At 36.9% G+C, this 18,270-nt stretch carries 16 protein-coding genes and 1 pseudogene; 11 read left to right on the top strand and 6 right to left on the bottom strand.

Annotated features, from left to right (window positions below):
• On the top strand, positions 1-448 hold a 448-nt coding region (locus tag B3P17_RS12170), incomplete at its 5' end, for an ABC transporter permease (RefSeq protein WP_291105656.1).
• Positions 449-470: 22 nt separating this feature from the next.
• Here the strand turns inward: B3P17_RS12170 and B3P17_RS12165 are convergent.
• A complete protein-coding gene (locus tag B3P17_RS12165; protein WP_006841975.1) occupies positions 471-713 on the bottom strand; it encodes a putative signal transducing protein in 243 nt (80 codons plus the stop codon).
• Positions 714-874: 161 nt separating this feature from the next.
• On the opposite strand from B3P17_RS12165, the gene B3P17_RS12160 reads away from it, so the two are divergent.
• The 6 genes from B3P17_RS12160 to B3P17_RS12135 all read left to right on the top strand — a co-directional run bounded on the left by B3P17_RS12160 (position 875) and on the right by B3P17_RS12135 (position 4,966).
• A complete protein-coding gene (locus tag B3P17_RS12160; RefSeq protein WP_291105654.1) occupies positions 875-1,114 on the top strand; it encodes a carboxypeptidase-like regulatory domain-containing protein in 240 nt (79 codons plus the stop codon).
• A gap of 31 nt (positions 1,115-1,145) precedes the next feature.
• Complete coding sequence (locus B3P17_RS12155; protein ID WP_291105652.1) at positions 1,146-3,044, top strand: TonB-dependent receptor plug domain-containing protein; 1,899 nt, start codon at positions 1,146-1,148, stop codon at positions 3,042-3,044.
• A gap of 30 nt (positions 3,045-3,074) precedes the next feature.
• Positions 3,075-3,728, top strand: coding sequence for a hypothetical protein (locus tag B3P17_RS12150; protein ID WP_252638451.1), 654 nt, complete (start codon positions 3,075-3,077; stop codon positions 3,726-3,728).
• A 15-nt stretch (positions 3,729-3,743) separates the two neighbouring features.
• Complete coding sequence (locus tag B3P17_RS12145) at positions 3,744-4,364, top strand: hypothetical protein (RefSeq protein ID WP_252638450.1); 621 nt, start codon at positions 3,744-3,746, stop codon at positions 4,362-4,364.
• Entirely contained in the window at positions 4,357-4,641 is a 285-nt protein-coding gene (locus tag B3P17_RS12140) for a winged helix-turn-helix domain-containing protein (RefSeq protein WP_252638449.1), read from the top strand. The genes B3P17_RS12145 and B3P17_RS12140 overlap by 8 nt, the downstream gene beginning before the upstream one ends.
• 79 nt (positions 4,642-4,720) lie before the next feature.
• Positions 4,721-4,966: a GlsB/YeaQ/YmgE family stress response membrane protein gene (locus tag B3P17_RS12135; RefSeq protein WP_252638448.1), complete on the top strand. Its 246-nt coding sequence runs from the start codon at positions 4,721-4,723 to the stop codon at positions 4,964-4,966.
• Positions 4,967-5,049: 83 nt separating this feature from the next.
• Here the strand turns inward: B3P17_RS12135 and rlmD are convergent, their stop codons facing one another.
• The 5 genes from rlmD to B3P17_RS12110 form a co-directional block, all read right to left on the bottom strand.
• On the bottom strand, positions 5,050-6,459 hold the full coding sequence (rlmD, locus tag B3P17_RS12130) for a 23S rRNA (uracil(1939)-C(5))-methyltransferase RlmD (protein WP_252638447.1): 1,410 nt from the start codon (positions 6,457-6,459) through the stop codon (positions 5,050-5,052).
• Positions 6,460-6,690: 231 nt separating this feature from the next.
• Positions 6,691-7,899, bottom strand: coding sequence for a hypothetical protein (locus tag B3P17_RS12125; RefSeq protein WP_252638446.1), 1,209 nt, complete (start codon positions 7,897-7,899; stop codon positions 6,691-6,693).
• Between the two features lie 12 nt (positions 7,900-7,911).
• Positions 7,912-10,419: a DUF2339 domain-containing protein gene (locus B3P17_RS12120; RefSeq protein WP_291105647.1), complete on the bottom strand. Its 2,508-nt coding sequence runs from the start codon at positions 10,417-10,419 to the stop codon at positions 7,912-7,914.
• 162 nt (positions 10,420-10,581) lie between these two features.
• Complete coding sequence (locus B3P17_RS12115) at positions 10,582-12,078, bottom strand: MFS transporter (RefSeq protein ID WP_252638444.1); 1,497 nt, start codon at positions 12,076-12,078, stop codon at positions 10,582-10,584.
• Between the two features lie 91 nt (positions 12,079-12,169).
• Positions 12,170-13,321: a sensor histidine kinase gene (locus tag B3P17_RS12110; protein ID WP_252638443.1), complete on the bottom strand. Its 1,152-nt coding sequence runs from the start codon at positions 13,319-13,321 to the stop codon at positions 12,170-12,172.
• 381 nt (positions 13,322-13,702) lie between these two features.
• Here B3P17_RS12110 and glyA point away from each other — a divergent pair, with 381 nt between their 5' ends.
• The 4 genes and pseudogenes from glyA to B3P17_RS12090 all read left to right on the top strand — a co-directional run.
• The gene (gene glyA / locus B3P17_RS12105) at positions 13,703-14,983 is read left to right on the top strand and encodes a serine hydroxymethyltransferase (protein ID WP_252638442.1); all 1,281 of its coding nucleotides are present in this window, start codon (positions 13,703-13,705) and stop codon (positions 14,981-14,983) included.
• 112 nt (positions 14,984-15,095) lie between these two features.
• Positions 15,096-16,979, top strand: a complete 1,884-nt coding sequence (locus tag B3P17_RS12100; protein ID WP_422653397.1) for an LTA synthase family protein — start codon at positions 15,096-15,098, stop codon at positions 16,977-16,979.
• Between the two features lie 186 nt (positions 16,980-17,165).
• Complete coding sequence (locus B3P17_RS12095; protein ID WP_291105641.1) at positions 17,166-18,050, top strand: hypothetical protein; 885 nt, start codon at positions 17,166-17,168, stop codon at positions 18,048-18,050.
• Between the two features lie 11 nt (positions 18,051-18,061).
• A pseudogene (locus tag B3P17_RS12090) lies at positions 18,062-18,270 on the top strand (NUDIX hydrolase); the annotation flags it as partial.

Raw genomic sequence — 18,270 nt, 5'->3', positions numbered from 1 at the left:
ATGGGTACTACGGGTAATACCATATATCTTCAAGTTTCCGCAGATAGGAGACCCATTGACAATTGCAGCATTTCTTATGCCGTTCCTGTTATCGGCTACATTCTTTACAATGACACTCTCCTACTTCTGCTCGCAGCGTGAATTTGGAATGATGTTGTTTGTATTTACCAGTGTCATATTTATATTTATATCGGGTATATCTTGGCCTTGGACTGAGATACCTACAGCCATAAAGGCGATAGCATATATTGTTCCGTCTACACCGGGTATTCACGGATTTATAAAAATAAACACAATGGGAGCTACTCTGAATGATGTGTGGTTCGAATATATAGCTCTTTGGATACAGGCAGGAATATATTGTATTACGGCAACCATAATGTATAAATGGTGGATACAGAATTACGACCCGGAATACAAAGGTATGATAAGAAAAAGAGTTGAATAAATCTTCAACTCTTCTTCATCTTCTATTGATATTTCTCGAAGTCAAAATCTTCTCGCTTAGCAAAGCCACCTTCTATAAGTAACTCTGCGGCACGCCTGTAATCCTCCGATCTGACCTGTAATCTGGCTGTACCTAACCCTGCGGTGTAAACAGTAAGATATTCTCCATTTACAACACAGTCTATGCCATTGTCAATCAGAAATGATTTTGCTATAGCCAAATTAGCTTCAAAGTCAGCGCTTTTTAAAGTAACCAGTTCATCCATAATCTTTAGATTTATTATCCACTTATAAATGTAGATATAATCAACAAATTAGACAAGACGAAGAATATTTATTTCAATTATTTATAAAATAATTCGGTTTATACCATAAACTACTTTACATTTACAGAATAAAATATTATAAATCACTTTAAGTAAAAAATATGATACTCCGGTTAACTCTTATAATAACTCTATTAACGCTATCAGTCAGGGCATTTAGCCAGATTCAAATACAAGGATATGTACGAGACGAAAACAGCAAAGGCATAGCTTTCGCAAATGTTTATATAGAAAATACAGTGGATGGAACGAGTACCGATGAGAACGGACACTTTGTTTTAGAAACTGAAGAGAAAGGGTCTGTTACGCTGATAGCTTCATTTGTNNGCTGTAGGATATAAACCGTTCTCTATCACTTCCGATGTTTCGAAATTGAACAACTTAGCTATTAACCTGAAGCCCGACCTAACAAACTTGAATGAAGTAGTCGTTACGGCAGGTAGTTTCCAGCTAAAAGGAGGATCGAATCTGGAAAAAAAGAATGCTATCGATCTAGTTACAGCGGCAGGCTCGGAAGGAGATTTATATAAATCTATAACAAACTTACCCGGTGCTCAAATATCCGGCACAGACGGCAAACTGCAAGTAAGAGGCGGAAGCAGTTATGAGACTCAGACCTATATAGACGAGATGCACGTAATGTCGCCATATACATCCATGCCGGCAAACACAGCAGTGAGGGGAAGGCACTCTACATTTATATTTGATGCGATAAACTTCTCTACGGGAGGCTTCTCGCCGGAGTATACTCAAAGTTTGTCGAGCGTACTGCCCTTGTCGACTAAAGACGAAAGCACTATTACGAAGATAGGAGCTAGCCTAACTAGTGTAGGCTTGGGAACGGGAGGCACAAAATCGTGGGATAAAGGATCAGCTTCTTTTGATGTAAATTATACAAATCTTGAGCCATATACAAAACTTATATTCCCTGACGAAAAGCCGGATTGGGATAAGTATTATCAAGGAATATCGGCAGCCAATCAGTTTCGGTTTAAGCTAGAAGACAAAACATATCTTAAAACATATTTCACTTACGAGAAAACTCTTTTTAAGAAAAGAGAGACTCCCGCATTCAGTAATATTGATCGCAAACTAGATTTTGATGAAGATAACCTATACCTAAACAGCACATTCAAAAAGCGATTTACCAATGGGATAAATTACTTCGCCGGAGTAGCTTATTCATGGAATAAGAAGAATATAAATAATGCCAGAGTACCGAATGACTTGTTTAAGTCGGATGAAAGTGAACTCCATTTAAAAACAAAGGCTGAGAAAAGATTTTCGAGCTTGTATAAGCTTGCAGTAGGTACAGAAGCGTTGGTCAGAAAATATGAAATGACTTACATGGACGAGAAAAGTATAGAAAGAAAAGTAAATCATAATATCGAAGGATTATTCTTCAGCAATGATTTTAATCTATCAGACAAGCTGCTCTTAAACGCATCATCACGTATCGAGTATGCTTCGTTAGACAAGTCTTTTGCTCTACTTCCCCGCATTGCCTTAAACTACAATATAAAGAAAGACATTGTATTATCGGCTGTCGCAGGAAAATATCAGCAAACTTCCCCCAACGAAAATTTGATTTACAACAATCACCTGTCACAAGAGAATACAACACAATATATACTAAGTGCACAAAATACAATTACAAATTATCGAGTATTCAGAGTAGAAGTTTACCACAAGAAATATAATAAACTAACTACCATATATGACGACTTTTATCACTCTGATGGACATGGATATAGCCAAGGCGTAGACCTAATGTATAAAGATGGGTTCAGAACAGGGAACAAGCAATCCTTAGAATATATGCTATCGTATTCATACAATGATTCGAAGCGAAAATATGCCGAATACAATAAAAAAGTTACGCCGCCATTTGTTACAAAACATAATGCATCGGTCATTCTAAGATATTCGAACGAAAAATTAAAAAGCATAATTGGAGTTACAAACCGTTTTGCCAGTGGGCGTGCATATCACAATCCCAATCTGCCCGGTGTAATGAACGAAACAACTCCCGCTTACAACTCTTTGGATGTTAGCTGGACTGTATTGGCACACAAAAGGCTAATCATATATGCGAGTGCTTCAAATATTCTTGGCAGAACCAACATATATGGGTATGATTATAATCCGAACCCGAATACATCGGGCAGATATGAAGCAAAGCCTATAAAGTCGTATCAAAATAATTTCTTCTTCATCGGATTCTTCTGGACACTGAGTGGAAAAGTAGCATACGATCCGGCAACATTTTAAAATAAAACATTAACCCTTAATTATATTCTTATGAAAACGTTTAAATTTTATCTTTGTATAGCAATACTAATTGTACCAATGGCTTTATCAGCAATAACAAATACTGATTCAACCTATTTGAAAGTAATGGAGAAAACAGTATTAAAATTAGATTCGGCCAAATCGGTAAACGAGTTACAAACAATCCGGAATCAATTTGAACGGATATCTTTGAAATATGACAAAGAATGGCTACCTCTTTACTATGTAGCATACACAGGAATACAAATGGTATATTACAGCCCGAAGGCAGAAAACAATGAAGCCATTCTCGAAACGGTAAAAGCAAGTCTTGACAAGCTAAATTCATTTACCGATGCCGACAAGTCAGAAGTCAGTACTTTGTATGGGTATTATTACAATGGATTATCGATGACTAATCCCGCAGTAAATGGACAAAAATATTTTAATGATGTAATCAGTAACTATGAGAAGGCTATAAAGCTGAACCCGGAAAATCCGAGACCAATCTTTTTATTGGCTTTTTATGAAAGTTTTTTACCAGACTTTATTCGCTCGAAACATGATTTTTGTGAAGAGATAAGTAAAGCAAAATTACTATATCAAAAAGAACAAAAAACAATAGGCCAACCGCATTGGGGCGAAACTTTTATGATACAAATTTCAGCGAAGTGCAATAAATAAAATAATACCGGCATAATGGAAAATAATTTCACCGAACAAGATAGCTTGAAGCTTATCAATGAAATGATCTCGCAAGCGAGAAACAATTTTCAGGAAGGAGGCATTAGAACGAGTATATTCAGTGGATATGTAGTGGCAGCAACCGCTTTTGCCAATTTCATCCTCATCCATACATTAGACGATCCAAACCAATCATTCTGGATTTGGCTAACAATGATACCAATGATAATAATATCAAGAATAATAAAGAGGAGATATTCGAGAAGTGCGACAGTGAAAACACATATAGATAAAATAGTAAGACACATCTGGAATGCATTTGCTATATCTGTTGCTATCTTTCTTATAACTATTTATGGAGCAGCATACGCTTTACATTCAGGCTTTCTGGGAATCCTCATAACCCCTATAATTTTAACAATGATGGGTGCAGCACAATTTACAACCTCGATCGCTTGCCGATTCAGACCATACCTTTATGGAGCATGTATTTTTTGGGGAGGAGCCTTAATGTGCACATTAAGTTATATTTTTGCCAGTGGTGATATTCAATTTATTATCTTGGGTATATGTGCTATCCTTGGACTTTGTGTACCGGTACATATAGCAAACCGTAAAGCCGTTAAAAATGTTTAAAGAGCTTGATCCACTCTTACACTCGCAACTACGGCTGGCAGTAATATCATTGCTGCTATCTGTAGAAGAAGCTGACTTTGTCTTCATCCGAGAGAAGACAGGTTCAACTGCGGGTAACTTGAGCGTACAAATAGAAAAATTAAGCGAAGCCGGATATATCAACGTCCGCAAATTCATTGATGGGAAGAAACCCCGCACCGTTTGCAAAATAACTCAAACAGGCATAGATGCATTTGACAAATACGTAAAAAATCTGCAAAGTTATATTAAGAAATAATGCAAGAAGCAAACCATATCTTTATTAAGCGTGTTATAAAAGATAGAGTTCAATTTTATTAACATAAAAATAAAAGAGTATGGGATTCATTTGGTCGATAATTATAGGTATAGCTGCCGGATTTATAGCCGGCAAGATTATGAAAGGCAGTGGCTTCGGACTTATACTAAACCTTATAGTCGGTATTGTCGGAGGATTACTCGGTGGATGGATATTTACACTGCTCGGGTTGGATGTAAACGGTATTCTAGGCAACCTGGTAATGTCTACTATAGGAGCAATCGTACTGCTTTGGATAATATCCTTATTTAAGAAAAAAGAATAGAGTATAAAAAGATATAATTCTTAAAAGCAGAGAAAGAGGTATATTCCAACGAGTATGCCTCTTTCTCTGCTTTTAACTAATTCTTATTTCTTCGCCAGCAATACTACATTCTCTACATGATGTGTATGAGGAAACATATCTACAGGCTGTACTCTTTCCACTTTATATTTTTCGTCCAACAAAGATAAGTCACGTGCCTGAGTAGCCGGATTACAACTAACATATACAATACGATCGGGCTCGGCAAAAAGAATTGTCTTTATCACATCATCATGCATACCTGCACGTGGAGGGTCAGTGATAATCACATCAGGGCGTCCGTGCTCATTGATGAAGTCCTGTGTAAGGATATCTTTCATATCGCCTGCATAAAACAGCGTATTATCTATCTTATTTATTTGGGAATTAACTCTTGCGTCCAAGATCGCATCCTCTACATATTCTATCCCTATCACTTTCTTTGCCTTAGAGGCTACAAAGTTGGCAATAGTACCTGTACCTGTATAGAGGTCATATACAAGTTCATCGCCCGATAGATTTGCAAAATCACGTGCTATTTTATACAAGTTATAAGCTTGCTCGCTATTTGTCTGATAAAAAGACTTAGGACCTATCTTAAACTTTAAGCCTTCCATCTCTTCATATATACAATCATTTCCTTTCCATACCAGAACGTCTTGATCTGTTATAGTATCATTCGCTTTCTGATTGACAATATAGAGTAATGACGTTATTTGAGGAAACTCTGTGGCAACAGCCGTCAATAAGTCTTCTTGTTGTTCTTTTTCATCATCATAGAATACAACAATCACCATCAGTTCACCCGTTGTGGATGTCCGTACAATAAGGTTGCGCATCAATCCTCCTCTATTTCTTAAATCAAAGAAAGTATAGTTTTTATCGTAACAGTATTGACGTATAAAATTGCGAATCTGATTCGATATATCATCTTGCAGCCAGCATTTGTCTATATCCAACACCTTATCAAACATACCCGGAATGTGAAAGCCCAACGCATTCATATTATCAAAACTTTCGCCGGAATTGATTTGCTCCAAGGTAAGCCATTTTTTATTCGAAAAAGTGAACTCTAATTTGTTTCTATAAAACTGTGCTTTTTCCGAACCTAATATATGATGAATATCGGGTAACTCTATTTTTCCGATACGTGTCAAATTATCCTCAACCTGCTTTTGCTTATACTTTAATTGCTCCGCATAGGGCAGGACTTGCCATTTACAGCCGCCACAGATACCGAAATGTTCACAGAATGCTTCTGTACGGTTTGGTGAGTATGAGATAAAACGGACAGGCTTCCCTTCCGCATATTTATTTTTCTTGCGGGTTATTTGCAAATCGATCACGTCGCCCGGCACAACGTATGGTATAAACACAACCAAATCGTCTACCTTGGCTATCGCTTTGCCTTCTGCGGCTACATCTACGATCTCTACATTTTCTATTAACGGAAGTTCTTTTTTCTTTCTGGCCATTGATCTTTATTTGAGTATAAAATGCGTGCAAAGATAATTCTATTTTTTCGCTTTTTGGTGATAGCAACACCGGCTATCTCGAGAGCTTTAGAAAAAGGTGACAAAAGTGACACTTTTTTACTTATTTTTTATCGTCACTTTTCCATATTAAGCTATAAAAAGGATATCTATATCACGGATCACTTATATAAGATAAATTAGAACAAAAGATATAACCTGATGGCCTCTATCCTATTTTTTCTTCATTTCCTTAATAGTCTTGTAACAGACAAAAGTCAGAAATAAACCAATTAGAATAATAACCGTCCATAAGAAAAGAGGCTTTTCAATCAGTGAGGGCTGCCTATCAGGCGGAGCAGCAATTGCTATATCTATCTGAGATAGATTCTCAGTTTTAACAATAGGTAAATCTACAGGAATATCATTCTTAAAGTGATCTATGTCATAATCAGGTGATGATTTAGACTTCAGTCCAACCTCCAAATAATACTTTTCACCCTGCTCCAGGTAAGCGCACAAATAACGATTCAACCCATACGCTTTGATTGAAGTAATATCTAACGGGAGATTATTGTTATTCTCGATAGCTATAAAGGTTTGCTTACCAAGAGGAAAATAATCGACGATGAAAGAGTTATCCGTTTTGGACGACAAATCGAACCTTAAAGTCTTTCTGTTGATTGTATCAGATAAAAGAACATGCCGCAAATAATGAGCATCACTTTGTACCGATATCTCCAGTCGATTGATCTTATATGTGTCGTGCAAATCGGGAAAACTGATATATGTCTTTTTATTTATACTATCTTTTGCCACAAACCGCCCTAGACTGATTTCAGAAAACTGTCCATAAATATTAGAGCTTGCATAATCACCTACCCTTAATATTTTCAACGGACTGTTTTGATCATTTTCAATCGTTATCTCATAATACTTATAGTTTCCTTGGGGAATATCGAGCAGTAAGGCTTCTTCGTTATTATCCGCCTTGTGCCCCAAGCTATAAATATGGGTTTTCTGCTTTACGATATACCATTGCGACATATCATTACTCCCTCTCACTGAAGCATATTTATTGACGTCGGCACTACGTATAAAAATATAAAAACGACTTATATCATCTAGCTTTGTATTATCTATAACAACAATATTAAGACTATCCTTTTCAATATTCTGCTTTAATGAATAGCTTTCAAATCGACTTACTTCCTGCACCGGACTCACCGCTCGCAGAAAATAAGGGATCTCTTTATTTTTACTATTGTATATCCTCAAATCGGACAAGTCAAACGCAACAGACTTCGCTATTATATGCTGATCTAGTTCTATATTATAATAGCCTTTTTCCTGTACAGGCTTTATTTCTGCACGCCAAAGTGACTGCCCAGAGACTTGAAAGAGAAAAAGAGAAAGCAGATATGTAAATATTATTCTTTTCATCAGTCTTAGTTTTTATTCCTTATTTTCTTCAATTTCTTCTACTTCATCAGCTTTTACCAATGTTTTTATCTTCTGTTGCAAGAAGGATACCGACAACAGGATAACTCCCAAAATAATGAACGACACAATCCGACCGGCCTGTGACATACGCCACACATCGTAAGCATAAAACTTGAGTATAATAACACCAAAGAATATCAGTGATATTTTACGCAGCAACACCTCTTTTCCATTCAAGCCCCATATCATCAAAATCATTGCCAAAACACCCCATAAGATAGGATAACCAAAGGTATGGACATCGTATAACAAGAAGTCATAATTCTCTACATTCCCAAACAATGCAATGATAGTATGATCGGTTTCTATACTTAATATCAGTACACATAAGACAACCAACACCCAGCATATAGGAGAGAACCATTCTTGAGGCAATGACTTTATATTTTTCACAAGCAAGTAAGCGATATATATAACGGCCGGTAATGATAGGTAATGTATCAGAAAATGAGCTGTACTATACATACCGCCATAGAATATATCGAAGCGCAGGTCTATAGCCATATATGAATAGAAAGCGCCATAACAAATCATAGAAGCAAGCAATAAAACATAAGTAAAAGCTGCCGAAGCTTTTCTCCTGTATATAAAAGCCAATAATGCGATATACAAGGCTGTATATGTAGCCATACACAAATACCTAAAGCTCGAGTAAAAGTCAATATCTGTAAAGCGTTCTAATTGATAGTTTAGCTCTAAGAATGGCATTACATAAGCCAAAGTAATAAGAACATATTTAAATACCTTGACTACAGCACCGACTGATAATAAGTCAAATCCTCGTATTTCGATTTCCATATCAGGATCTTCTTTTCTCTTGATAAACAAACAAATGGCAGAAGCTACTATTACCACTATTCCTGTGATAACTATCCTATTCACCAATATTGGTAATTCGGGATCGTAAGAATAATTGTTGTGAATATCCATCACATAAGAAATTACCGTTAGCAAACAGATGATACCAAAGCCGAACCAAAACACATTAATACGTGATCTACGCCACAGCAATAACAAGACAACAGCCTCAGCAGCCCAAAACATGGTAATAACATGGCCATTGAGCTGTATCGGAATAGCCAGACTGACAAAAGTCATCACTACAGCTATAATCAGATATATGAGATTCCGATCCACTTCGCTACGTCGGAATAAGGTAAACATAACAATTGCATTAAACACTGCCAAAACTATTGTTATTAGCCCCCTTACATCGTATTGATATTGATCCCAAACATATAAACAGGCAAGGAATACAAACAAGTTATTGGATAATATAAGTAAACTCTGATAGGCCGTAACCTTTTTTTCTGTCCTCAGGTGATCTATTATAGCCAATAGATAAAACTGCACGAAAAACAATACAGCAAACAGCGTAACAAGTACTAAACTATGATCTCGATAAGCGGTTAACAACCAACTCCAAAAGAATCCCAAAGTAAGCACATAACACATAATACCTATAACACGCCACTTCTTAGCAAAAGAAATGACAAGCATACCTGTATTCAGAATTAATATATAAGAGAACAGTACAATATAATTTCCAGCTCCTGTACTTATCATCAGTGGTGATGCAAAGCCACCAAGCAAAGAAAATATGGCCAATTCTTTGCGGTCATATAAGAGTGAGAGAATAACAGAGAAAACTGTTATGGCTATAAGCAATACAAAAGCAATGGGTTGGCTAAACAATTCATACTCTCTAAATGCCAATGTTATTGTAATATAAAAGACAGAAATACCACCACCTACCAGTATCGAAGAAAAGACATGATATTGTTTTTTGAGCTTATGAGCTATACCGATGATTATACCTCCGGTAAGCAATCCTATACCTACACGTCCGATTTCATTAATCCAATCACGGTCTATAGCATATTTTACAAAGAAGGCAATACCCAACACCAAAGTCACAATCCCTACTTTGCTCAGCCAGTTTTCACCAAGAAATCTTTCTACAAAGTTTCGCTCAGAATCCATAGTCTCATTTGTAGAAGCTGGCTCGGATGCTTGAAGTATACTCTCTACAACAGCTTCTTCTTTTTCATGAACGATAGAAGCGGCAAACGAAGGAATAGTTTCTTCTTTCTGTTCATTAACGACTGATATTATCTCCTCGACAGGCTCGTCATCGAGTACCATTTCTTTAAACGCAGCGATATGAATATCCGGAAGAGAAGTCTCATCTACAGCCTCCGGCTCCTTGACTTCTACATCTGTTGAATTTACGTTCTCCATAGCCGACAGCTCATCAACTACCTCAAGTCTTTCTTTTACTGCTCCTTGAGAACCAGCTTCTTTAAAAAAACGTGTTAGTTTAAAGTTCAGATCATTGAAACTATTGTTCAAATATTCAATATCGTTGCGGATAGAACTTACTTTTGCATATATAATAATGGGAAATACAACTATGACGATTAATATAATGATAACTAATAATATCAGAAAGCCTTCCATAAGATTCTTGTTAAGTTGATAATAGCTTAATAATCCTGTAAAAATACATGTAATATCGAACAATAGCACTTTTTTAGATAAAATATGATAAAATAGAAATTTTAACAAAAAAATCCCCAGAAAAATATTCCTGAGGATTTTAATATTTTCACTATCTATAAATTATTCTATCACTTTTTTTGCATCTATTCTTCGCACGACTATACCGTATATAACCAAAGCAATGGCCGAAACTAGCCCTATGGCAAAGAATACATACCATAAGTAATGGGCGTTGGCTGTAGCTGCTGCGTAATCCGCCGCAAAGTTAGTCGAGTTGGCAAAGCGCTCCGACAAGGGATCGGGACAAAATCTTTCCAATAAGAAACCGGCAACAATAAAGCTGACCAACGAGGAAACGAATGAATGTAAATGGCTGAATCCAAGATAAAGCCCCTCCTCTCCTTTAGGCGATTGCAATGAAAAATACTCGAGAAAACGAGGAGAGATAAAACATTCAGCTATGGCCTGAAAGGCGATACCCACGATAAGGGTAAGCGTTACAGGATGTATGGTCGTAAGTCCAAATACAGAAATAGGATCACCACCCATTATATTTCCAAAGGACATGATCAATGCTGAGAAAGGTATAATAAACATACCTACCATGATGGACGATAAAGGCGAGCGCTTTTTCATTATCGTGGTAATCAAGTTTACCAATAGGAAGACGAAGAAAGGGTTTACGTTAGCAATCCATCCCGGAGAAGCATCTGCTCCTACCATACGGATTACATATTTAGGCATAGAGGCATACATCTGCTGCTGTACAATCCAGAAACCGCTGGTGATAAGAATGAGAGCAACAAGGCGTCCGTTCTTACACACCTTTATCAAGGCTTGCCATATCTCCGAAAGGCTCTTGCCTTGTCCTGCCGTTTGTGTCGACTTATACATGAAGAAAACGATAACAAGAGCAATTAAAGTCATCGTTCCCGAAAAATAGTTCAGGTAGACCAAACCCTGATCTCCAATACTTTTACGAAGCGGATCAACTACAGTCTTACCTGTAAAAGCTCCGATATTCACCATCATATAGAAAATAGCAAAACCTCTTGCTCGTGTTTCTGTAGTCGTTTCTTTAGCCACAGTACCCGAGATTACGGATTTTATAAAAGCTCCACCCACAACAATCAATAACAGTATAGGGACAATTGTCCATTGCTGCATACTATCTCTGAGACCTGTAAACGTGGTGTATCTGTCAAAATTACCTACACCTAAAGAGTTAAAAAAGGAACGGAAAGTCTCTATTACCAGCCCGCTATCTTTAGAGCCGGGTTCTAATCCGACTGCATTGGCAGCACCATATTGCACAAGTCCTGCACTCTCCAAAAGAGTAGGTACTAAGCCTAATCCAAAGTACCCGACAGTAAGTAGAGCAAAGGCAACCATTATAGCTTTACGGAAACCGATTCTATCAGAATATGCACCAACAAATGTGGGTAAGAAATACAACAATGCAGAAAACGAACCGGCGATAATACCGGCCTCAACATCATTGAAGCCCCATACATTGGATAGATATAAGGTTAATGAAATAAAAATTGCATAATACGCTAGCCGCTCCAACAGCTCAACTGTGTTGGCGACCCAAAAGGCTTTTGAGAATTTAGTCATCAGTCTTTATAGAATTATTAAAAATAAATTGAATTGCGACAAAAATAAGAAAATTATCCGATTTAACAGTTAAAAAGTTATCCGGATGACACTATTCAGCCTTTTTTAACTCAATACAGAATGTTGTCCCCACACCGATTTCTGACGTTTTTACATAAATTCGCCCCTTGTGATAAGACTCAATGATACGTTTGGCTAATGAGAGTCCAAGCCCCCAGCCTCTCGATTTTGTTGTATAGCCGGGATTAAAAATAGTTCTAAACTTAGATTTGGGAATTCCCTTCCCTGTATCTTGTATATCGAGGGATACAAACTTCCCTTTTTCAGAAAGCCGATATATTATTTGCCCTTGTCCGCTCATAGCATCAACAGCATTTTTGGTAAGATTTTCTATTACCCAGCTTAGCAATGGCTCGTTCACCTGTGCATAGAGAGGCTTATCTGACAGTTCTACAACAAAAACAACTTTCTTTGATATCCGCTTTTCGAGATAAGCAATCGATCGATGAATTATATCTACCATATTTTTAGGCTCTAAGGCAGGAACCGAACCTATTTTAGAAAACCGATCCGTAATCATTTGCAGTCGGTCTACATCTTTCTCCATATCTCTTACAATAGACTGATCCGTTTCTTTGAGTTTCAGATATTCCAGCCATGCCAGCAAAGACGATATAGGCGTCCCTAACTGATGAGCAGTCTCTTTCGACAACCCTACCCACAAGCGATCCTGTTCCATTCTCATAGTAGTAAACAGAGCGAAGAAAGCTGTAATCATAAATATAAACAGCACACCCAATTGAACATAAGGATATAACTGCAATTGTTTTAACGTATACGAATCATCATAATATATGTACTGGTCGAACCCTTCAGCTTCAATAATGATAGGATCATGCCTTTTCTTAAAAGATTCTGCTCTTTGCTTCAGAAAAATCTGGTCGTCAAGCTCGGGGAGATCGATATTTGCCGAAGTATAAAAATTCTCTTTTTTATCGTATAGAATAACAGGTATCGTCGTATTACTTTTCAGTATCTGAGCAACCAGATTCATATTCATATTTTCAGCATTGCTAGCCATTTCTTTTGTAGCCTCAGCCCAAATCTCAATTTTATTTCTCTCTTCTTTCGATAGATTCTCGACCAAAAAATGTGACACAATAAGAGATGCCACCACAATAAGAAGAGCAATGACTACAAACAGAGACCTGAATAGTATTTTATTATTTTCGAATAATTTCATTCAATATATGCTTTATTATACACCTAACGCTTTATACGCCTATTACATTTGATTTCAAACAACTTACAAACAGACACTTCAATAAAAAGTGACAAAAGTGACAGTTTTGCGTATGTTTATAAGTGTCACTTTTCTCTTTGCAGAAACACCAGTATATATAGATAAAATTTAATATTTCTTATGTGCTATATACAAAGAGACAATATTTTTATCCATTCCTTTAAAGAAAAAATCTTCCTCCGAAAAATTATATGTTTTCTGCATCTAAGATACAAACTAGCTTTTACATCAAGAAAATAATTAAAGAAAAGACTACGATATAAATTACTAAAATAGTTACCTTTGCTTGATGATTTATTTACCTCATAATTTTATCAGTTTATGAAAAGAGACACAGCCATTTTTGATATTATTGAAAAAGAGTATCAACGACAACTGAAAGGGATTGAACTTATCGCCTCTGAAAACTTTGTCAGTGAACAAGTAATGGAGGCTATGGGATCATGCTTAACAAACAAATATGCAGAAGGGTATCCGGGCAAAAGATATTATGGGGGATGCGAAATTGTAGACCTTAGCGAACAGCTAGCTATAGATAGGCTAAAAGAAATATTCGGAGCTGAGTGGGCAAACGTACAACCACACTCGGGAGCTCAGGCAAATGCAGCAGTATTCCTTGCTTGTATGCAGGCCGGAGATAAATTTCTTGGACTGAACCTTTCACACGGAGGACACTTATCACATGGTTCGCCTGTCAACTTCTCAGGATTGATGTTTCATGCATTGGAATACAATGTAAAACAAGATACAGAGCAAGTAGACTATGAGCAAATGGAAGAGGTTGCCCGTGCAGAAAAACCTAAAGTTATCATCGCCGGAGCATCTGCCTATTCTCGCGACTGGGATTATGCACGTATCCGCAAAATAGCCGACGAAATAGGTGCTATATTTATGGTAGATATGGCTCACCCGGCAGGACTGGTTGCAGCAGGATTGCTTAATAATCCTCTCCCTCACGCACACATTGTGACTACAACAACTCACAAAACATTGCGTGGACCACGTGGTGGCGCAATTATGCTTGGCAAAGACTTTGAAAATCCGTGGGGCAAGAAAACTCCGAAAGGAGAAGTACGCATGATGTCTGCATTGCTAGACTCGGCAGTATTCCCGGGTATTCAAGGCGGGCCGCTAGAACATGTAATTGCAGCTAAAGCAGTTTCATTTGGCGAAGCTCTCGATCCTTCCTACAAAGTTTATCAGGCTCAAGTGAAAAAGAATGCGGCTGTTATGGCTCAAGCTTTTATGGATAAAGGCTACAAAGTAGTATCAGGAGGAACAGACAATCACTCTATGCTCATAGATTTGCGTCCTAAATTCCCTGAACTGACAGGAAAGCTTGCCGAAAGAGTACTTGTGGAAGCCGATATCACCACCAATAAGAATATGGTTCCGTTCGATAGCCGTAGTCCATTCCTTACATCAGGTCTTCGATTCGGTACTCCGGCAATCACTACACGTGGTGCAAAAGAGCCTTTGATGGGAGAAATAGTGGAATTGATAGATACAGTTCTTTCTAATCCGGAAGACGGAAAAGTAATAAAAGCCGTACGTGAGAAAGTAAATGGAATAATGAAAGATTATCCATTATTTGCTTGGTAGAATACTATTCCTGTTTGATAGAACTTAACTAATATACAAAGATAAGAAGCTGTTTAATAAGGCAATTACACCTCATAGTGTTTGCTTTTAAACAGCTTCTGTATGTATTCCGATGAAAAAAATCAAAATAAGCATTCTATATGTATTGTCTATACATATAATGGCATTAATCATAATGTCACTGCAACGCACCTTATTATTACTTACAAACCTGCAACATATAGAAAGTGTAACCTCAAAAGCCAGTTGGATTTTCTCAGCTTTGATCCGAGGTATCTGGTTCGACAATGTCACTGCATGCTACATCTCAGCATTACCACTTGTAGTAATTTGCATTCTAGGTCTTTTTAATAAAGTAAATAANNTTCCTTACTTCGCTTATTTCTTCAAACATCTGAACAGTTCTATCTTCAATTGGAATGAAGAAAGTAGTACAACAGCCAAAATGATATTCGAAGAAACATCATATTACATATATATGGGTGTTTTTCTTCTGGTAGTCATTGTTTTTGGATATCTGGTTTTCAAGTTGAGCAACAGACTTTTAAAACTACAGCAAGAAAATATAAAAGGAAAAGAATATTTCATTTATATTCCAACTTGTATTGTCCTTGCCATACTATGCATATTGGGTATCAGGGGGCGTTTCGGATACAATCCGATAAAAACAAGCCAAGCTTATTTTTGCAACAATTCATTCTTAAATCAGTTGGGAATAAACCCCTCTTTTTATTTCTTGCGGGATGTTATCGAATCATCGAAAACTCATCATAGCATAGACAATGTTATTTCAGAAAAAGACGCTATTTCATATACACAGAAGTTTTTCGGACTATACCCGGCTGATGAGCAAAAGTCGCCTATTGCCCGATATATTAAAGCTGAAAGTACGGCAAAAGATATGAATGTAGTTGTCATACTCATGGAATCGATGTCTGCCGATCTACTAAAAGTCACAGAAAACGGAAAAGAAATAACTCCATTTCTCAACCAACTTATAAAGAAATCATACTATTTCGATCATTTCTATTCAGCCGGCACACATACCAATCATGGTATCTTAGCCACACTGTACGGGCTACCGGCCTTGTTTGATAAGAACATGATGAAAAATGTAACAATCCCTTTATGCCAGGGGTTACCAAATACATTACAAGAGCAAAATTATAAAACGATGTTCTTCATGCCGCACGAGTCCCAGTATGACAATATGAATGCTTTCTTATTGGAAAATGGATTTGAAGAAATATATTCTCAAGAAAACTATCCACCCAAAATGCTAAAAAACAGCTTTGGTGTTGCAGATGATTTTCTACTCAGTTATTCGCTGAACAAAATAAATGAAAAGGCTCCGACATCATCTCCTTTTTTTGCAACAATACTCACAGTGAGCAATCATCCTCCATATATTATACCTGCAAAATTTGAAAATGTAAGCACAAAACCCGAATTCCAAATAGTAGCATTTGCAGATGATGCCATACGGCAGTTTTTTGCTGATGCAGAAAAACAAAGCTGGTTTAAAAATACAATATTTGTACTGCTTGGAGACCATGGAAAAATAGTGGGTACACAAACCTATGAAATGCCTCTTTCGCTAAACCATATCCCACTAATCATATACTCTCCCGCGTTTACAGATATGCCCACAACGGTTTCCAGTCCGGGAGGACAAGTTGATGTATTCCCTACCATTATGGGTTTACTAGACCGTTCGTACATGAATAATACTTTTGGGGTAGACATGTTTAAGACAAAACGTCCGTATATGTTTTTCTCTTCTGATAATGCGCTTGGATGTATCGATGAGAAATACTTTTATACTTATAACTTCAAATCGAAGATAGATGGGTTATATGAATATAGTGAAAATAGTAGCGACAATATTCTTTCCCAATTCAAACAGAAAGCAGATAGCATGAACTTATATTCAGCAGCCATGTTTCAAACTGCTAACTATATGCTCAAACATGAACTGACAAGAGTAAAGAAATAAAAACCACATATCCCATAACGGACTAGACACCAACCACTCAGCGGCATAGTATTTTCAGACTAAAACATAAATAGCTTTATCACTATCAAATAGGTGGAAACCAATACCGTATAGTGTAATATAGACAATTATTAGGCAATAGTAATGTTAAATTAAAAATTAATTTGTAATTTAGCCTAAAATTACATGAGTACAATTTCCCAGAATACTTATACAGAGTGTAGTCCAATGAAAACTTTTTATAGAAGTATATTTATACTTTTGTCATTTTTACTATTCGCTTGTACATCTGAAAACAAAGAAGCACAAAGACAACTAAATACAGCCCGACAGCTTTATTCGCAGGCTGAATACGCTTTAGCTAAACAGACCCTTGATAGCCTGAAAGCAAATCACCCGAAAGCTTTTCCTCAATTACAGGCAGGGATCTTGTTGTTAGACTCGATTCGCAGAGGGGAAAACGAGCAAATAATAGCGCAATGCGATTCGCTTATATCTTCTTTTGAACCCAAAGTAGAACAAGAGAAAACGAAGTTTAGCTTTCAACAAAACAAGCAATACCAAGAAACAGGAAGCTATATCCCAAAAGAGAGTGTAACCTCATCTATTACATCTACAACTCTTCGTTCGGGAGTAGAAGAAAATGGACAGTTATATATTGAAAGTGTATTTATTGGCGGACAAAAACATAATAAAATAAAGATTTTGTCTAAAGATGGCTCATTTGCTGAATCCATACCAGTAAATGACGATGGCTTGAATTATCGTTTCTCAAACATGGGTAAAACGTATGAAGTAATCCGTTTCTCAGGTAATAAGGAAAATGGAATTGCGAAGTTCATTTTCTCAAATACCAATAGCCCTTTATCTGTCACCTTAGAGGGACAAGGAAGATATACATATACTTTATCGCAACAGGTAAAGTCGGCGATTTCCAAATCGTATCAGTTATCAGTAATGATGTTGCAGCTCGATAGCCTTAAAACAGCTAAAGAGAAAGCTGAATTTCACATCTATTATCTGGATAATAAAAAAGACAGCACAAACACTTACAACACAAAGCTACAATAACTCTAATTTTTATGAAAAAAGAAAAATCTACTGCCGAGCCTCAGAGAAAAGAAAAGGATATTTTCAATCTTAATATCTCGGTCGACTGTACAATATTCGGATTTCACTCAGGAAGCCTCAAAGTTTTACTATGCAAACCCAGTGCCGGCGAAAAATGGATGCTTCCCGGAGGGCTTATAACAAGAGATGAAATACCGGATGAAACGGCACGCCGGATCTT

Source organism: Dysgonomonas sp. UBA7630, from assembly GCF_002483985.1.
GTDB lineage: Bacteria > Bacteroidota > Bacteroidia > Bacteroidales > Dysgonomonadaceae > Dysgonomonas.
Note: the sequence above shows the minus strand (reverse complement) of the source record. Positions and strands in the feature narration are given on the sequence as shown.

What these genes read in the sequence shown, in the direction of transcription:
- B3P17_RS12115 (WP_252638444.1), bottom strand. Translation starts at nt 12,078, where the DNA reads ATGACTAAATTCTCAAAAGCCTTTTGGGTCGCCAACACAGTTGAGCTG.
- glyA (WP_252638442.1), top strand. Translation starts at nt 13,703, where the DNA reads ATGAAAAGAGACACAGCCATTTTTGATATTATTGAAAAAGAGTATCAA.
- B3P17_RS12125 (WP_252638446.1), bottom strand. Translation starts at nt 7,899, where the DNA reads ATGAAAAGAATAATATTTACATATCTGCTTTCTCTTTTTCTCTTTCAA.
- rlmD (WP_252638447.1), bottom strand. Translation starts at nt 6,459, where the DNA reads ATGGCCAGAAAGAAAAAAGAACTTCCGTTAATAGAAAATGTAGAGATC.
- B3P17_RS12145 (WP_252638450.1), top strand. Translation starts at nt 3,744, where the DNA reads ATGGAAAATAATTTCACCGAACAAGATAGCTTGAAGCTTATCAATGAA.
- B3P17_RS12095 (WP_291105641.1), top strand. Translation starts at nt 17,166, where the DNA reads ATGAGTACAATTTCCCAGAATACTTATACAGAGTGTAGTCCAATGAAA.
- B3P17_RS12120 (WP_291105647.1), bottom strand. Translation starts at nt 10,419, where the DNA reads ATGGAAGGCTTTCTGATATTATTAGTTATCATTATATTAATCGTCATA.
- B3P17_RS12165 (WP_006841975.1), bottom strand. Translation starts at nt 713, where the DNA reads ATGGATGAACTGGTTACTTTAAAAAGCGCTGACTTTGAAGCTAATTTG.
- B3P17_RS12135 (WP_252638448.1), top strand. Translation starts at nt 4,721, where the DNA reads ATGGGATTCATTTGGTCGATAATTATAGGTATAGCTGCCGGATTTATA.
- B3P17_RS12110 (WP_252638443.1), bottom strand. Translation starts at nt 13,321, where the DNA reads ATGAAATTATTCGAAAATAATAAAATACTATTCAGGTCTCTGTTTGTA.
- B3P17_RS12150 (WP_252638451.1), top strand. Translation starts at nt 3,075, where the DNA reads ATGAAAACGTTTAAATTTTATCTTTGTATAGCAATACTAATTGTACCA.
- B3P17_RS12140 (WP_252638449.1), top strand. Translation starts at nt 4,357, where the DNA reads ATGTTTAAAGAGCTTGATCCACTCTTACACTCGCAACTACGGCTGGCA.